Annotated in this window: 3 protein-coding genes and 2 pseudogenes; 4 read left to right on the forward strand and 1 reads right to left on the reverse strand. The window is 60.2% G+C overall.

The annotated features are described in order from the left end of the window. On the reverse strand, positions 1-146 hold a 146-nt coding region (locus AC629_RS41440; RefSeq protein ID WP_143199860.1), incomplete at its 3' end, for a GDP-mannose 4,6-dehydratase. Between the two features lie 108 nt (positions 147-254). On the opposite strand from AC629_RS41440, the pseudogene AC629_RS41445 reads away from it, so the two are divergent. The 4 genes and pseudogenes from AC629_RS41445 to AC629_RS41460 form a co-directional block, all read left to right on the forward strand. Continuing rightward, positions 255-684, forward strand: a pseudogene (locus AC629_RS41445) (phenylacetate--CoA ligase family protein); the annotation flags it as partial. Positions 685-1226: 542 nt separating this feature from the next. Further along, a pseudogene (locus AC629_RS50840) lies at positions 1227-1557 on the forward strand (helix-turn-helix domain-containing protein); the annotation flags it as partial. A 379-nt stretch (positions 1558-1936) separates the two neighbouring features. Continuing rightward, complete coding sequence (locus AC629_RS49530) at positions 1937-2311, forward strand: hypothetical protein (RefSeq protein ID WP_168195720.1); 375 nt, start codon at positions 1937-1939, stop codon at positions 2309-2311. A gap of 151 nt (positions 2312-2462) precedes the next feature. After that, the gene (locus AC629_RS41460; protein WP_210419193.1) at positions 2463-2921 is read left to right on the forward strand and encodes an IS630 family transposase; all 459 of its coding nucleotides are present in this window, start codon (positions 2463-2465) and stop codon (positions 2919-2921) included. Positions 2922-3164 lie beyond the last annotated feature (243 nt).

Consider the following 3164-nt stretch of genomic DNA (forward strand, 5'->3'; position numbering starts at 1 on the left):
TAGAGATGGTCGACCCGCGCAGTGTTGAACGAGGACGAGCGCCGCTTGATGCCGTGCACGATGTAGCCGAGCGACAGCAAGTGCTCGGCGAGATAGGCGCCGTCCTGGCCAGTCACACCGGTGATCAGAGCAACACGTTGAGTCATGAGAGCCACTGGTCCTATCAATCACGCCCTAGAGCGTTCGACTTATCGGGCGCATTGCACCCGACGGCACCGTCATTTAGCTCTTCCTTGGACTTGTCGTCGTTTCCGGTCAAGCCCGGCACCGGCTATCCCGTTGCGCCCAGCGATTTCGGAGAGAACGTGGTGACCTCGCTCGACCTGCCCCCCTAAATCCGGTTCGCGCTCGGCGACCTCACCGCGGCGCTGCCGGGCACGAGCCCGTGCGGGCGCTCCAACATGCGCATCAAGGGCTGGATGGGCTGCGCCGACCAGACTACCAAGATCACGGGCATGTTCGTCCGCCCCGAGCAGATCGCCGAGGCAAGCGCCACCCCGCGTTCGGACGATTGCGCCTCATTGTCACGCGCTAGGGCGAAGCCGACGCGATGACGCGGAGAGTGGAAACGGCGACCGCGAACGATGTGCTACGGGAGGAGATCGCGGCCAGCTTGCGCGCGGTAACGAAGGTCAGCCCGGCGCGCCGCTGAACGACGGCAAGGTTATCGCGGACGAACGCTAGACGCTCAAACCCCAATTCCCTGCGAACAGGGAGTTCTGCAAGGATAACACCAACCAACGAGACTGCGATCGCATGAAAAAGTACCAAACATGCCTCGGAAACCAGTGTATCTGGCACGCGTCAAAACCGAAACAGGGAAAATCGGGACCAAGAACAGGGACTGCGCGAGGCCTGAGCAGGGAAACCACATGATATGGACATCTACCGCGGTCGATCAGGAGGAGGGAGAGAATCTACAAAAAAACTTGCTCTATCGCTGCGTTTCAGGTGCTCTCGCTAGGGGAAGATGGGTGAACAGCCAGATTTCTCTTCGTCCCGAACTTATGCCTCCGATGGCCCAAACAGTCTTGGAACGGCAGCACGATACCTACTCGCAGTCTCCCCCTCAGATCCAAACGAACGATCCGCCGCAGCAACATAATGATAATCGGCCACGAAAAGATCTTATGGCGTCCTAGGTGTGGTCTTTCAGGAGGTTGTCCATCTGGTCTGAACCGAGGAAGCCGAGGTTGCGAAGCTTCCGTGTTCCAAGGAGAGACCAGATGAACGTCCACAAGAATGCGCCTTTGACGCCCAAAGGTCGAGAGGCGATGGTGCGATGCGTGGTCGGGGGCGGGCTGAGCCAAGCTGCCGCGGCTGACCTGTTCAACACGACGCCGAAGACTGTGGCCAAGTGGGTCAAGCGGTTCCGCGCAGAAGGTGTGGAGGGGCTGCGCGATCGCTCCTCCAGACCCCATTCATCGCCGAGCCAAACCCCGCCAACCACGTGCAAGGCCGTCGAGACGTTGCGCCGACAGCGTCACACCGGCAAGCAGATCGCAGCCGAGGTCGAAGTGTCCCCCGGCCACCGTCAGCCGCATCCTTCGGCGGTTGATGCGTCGGGAGACTTCACCCCGTCCAAGGGACCAACGACCAAAACCGGCATCCTTCTCGATGTAGAAACGACCGGCCTAGACCAACGGAAGGGCGAGATCATCGAGCTAGGGTTGGTCAAATTCGACTACCTGGCCGACGGCCGCATCGCCGGCCTCAGGGATGTCTTCTCGTCATTCAACTAACCCTCGACGCCAATTTCGCCCGAGGTCACGGCGCTCACGGGAATCACGGACGAGATGGTCGCCGGGCAGCGGATCGACGATGACGCCGTTTCATGATTCGTCGACGACGCTGTGATCGTCATCGCGCATAACGCGGGCTTCGACCGAAAATTCGCAGGGCACTACTGGCCGTTATTCCAACGGAAGGCGTGGGGATGTCGGCGACGGAGGTAGAGTGGCGAAAGCACGGCTTCGAAGGCTCTCGGCTGGGCTATCTCCTGAACGGAGCCGGCTTCTTTCACCAAGCTCATAGAGCTGTAGACGACTGCCATGCCCTTGTCGAAATTCTCGCCTTCGAGGTCCCGACCGGCGCACCTGCACTGGCTATGCTGCTCGAGCAAGCCCGCAAGAAGACGATGCGGGTCTGGGCAGAGCAATCGCCCTTCGATCTCAAGGACGCCCTCAAACGGCGGGGCTACCGTTGGAGCGATGGCAACGACGGAAGGCCACGGTCGTGGTTCATCAACGTGGAGGAAAGCCAGCTCGGCGCGGAAAATTGCGTCTCTCAGGGCCGAGATTTATTTCCGTGACCTCGAGCCCCGCCTGCAGACCCTGACGGCGTTCGACCGGTTTTCGATCAGGTCCTAGTCCACGCGCGACGCTTTCACGTAGCTACATCAGGAGACCCGCTAATGCGACCTGGGCCGGTCACAACTGCCGCTCTTGGAATATCGGCGCTCATTGCCCCCACCCTCGCCGCCATCGATCCGGCGACGGGCCCAAGCTACGCGGGCCCAGACCATGACCTTCATGGCGGCGCTGCGCTACGACCGGATCAGCGCGCCATGGGTCTTCGACGGTCCCATCAATGGCGAGCTCTTCACCCTTTATGTCGAACAGGTGCTGGCGCCGCCCCTCGCAAAAGGTGAACTCGTCATCCTCGACAATCTCGGCAGTCACAAGGGCAAGGCGGCGCGCAACGCCATCCGTGCCACGGGAGCGCATTTACTCTTCCTGCCGCCCTACAGCCCCGACCTCAATCCGATCGAGCAGGTCTTTGCCAAGCTCAAACATCTGATGCGAGCGGCCGAGACACGTGATGTCGAAGCGACTTGGCGCAAGGTCGGCAAACTCCTCGACCTCTTCTCCAAGGAGGAGTGCGCCAACTATCTCAAAAACTCAGGCAATGTTTCTGAATAAAAACATCATGCTCTAGCTGTGTATTCCAGTCCTGAGAAGACTCGCGTTCGTGCACCGCCACGGCCTTTCTGGTCAGTCTGGCGTTCGCCCTGCGGGAGGCGTTCGCCCGAGTTAGCAGGCTGTTGAAGAAGTCGGTAGCGAAGCGTTTCGTGTCGTGATTCTCTAGGATCAGGATTTAACTAGGGGGCGCGATGCGTGGGAGTGACGAACGGTCCGGCTCGCTTTTCAGTTATGTAGACCTGG

This window comes from Bradyrhizobium sp. NAS80.1 (assembly GCF_001908205.1).
In the GTDB taxonomy this organism is placed as follows: domain Bacteria; phylum Pseudomonadota; class Alphaproteobacteria; order Rhizobiales; family Xanthobacteraceae; genus Bradyrhizobium.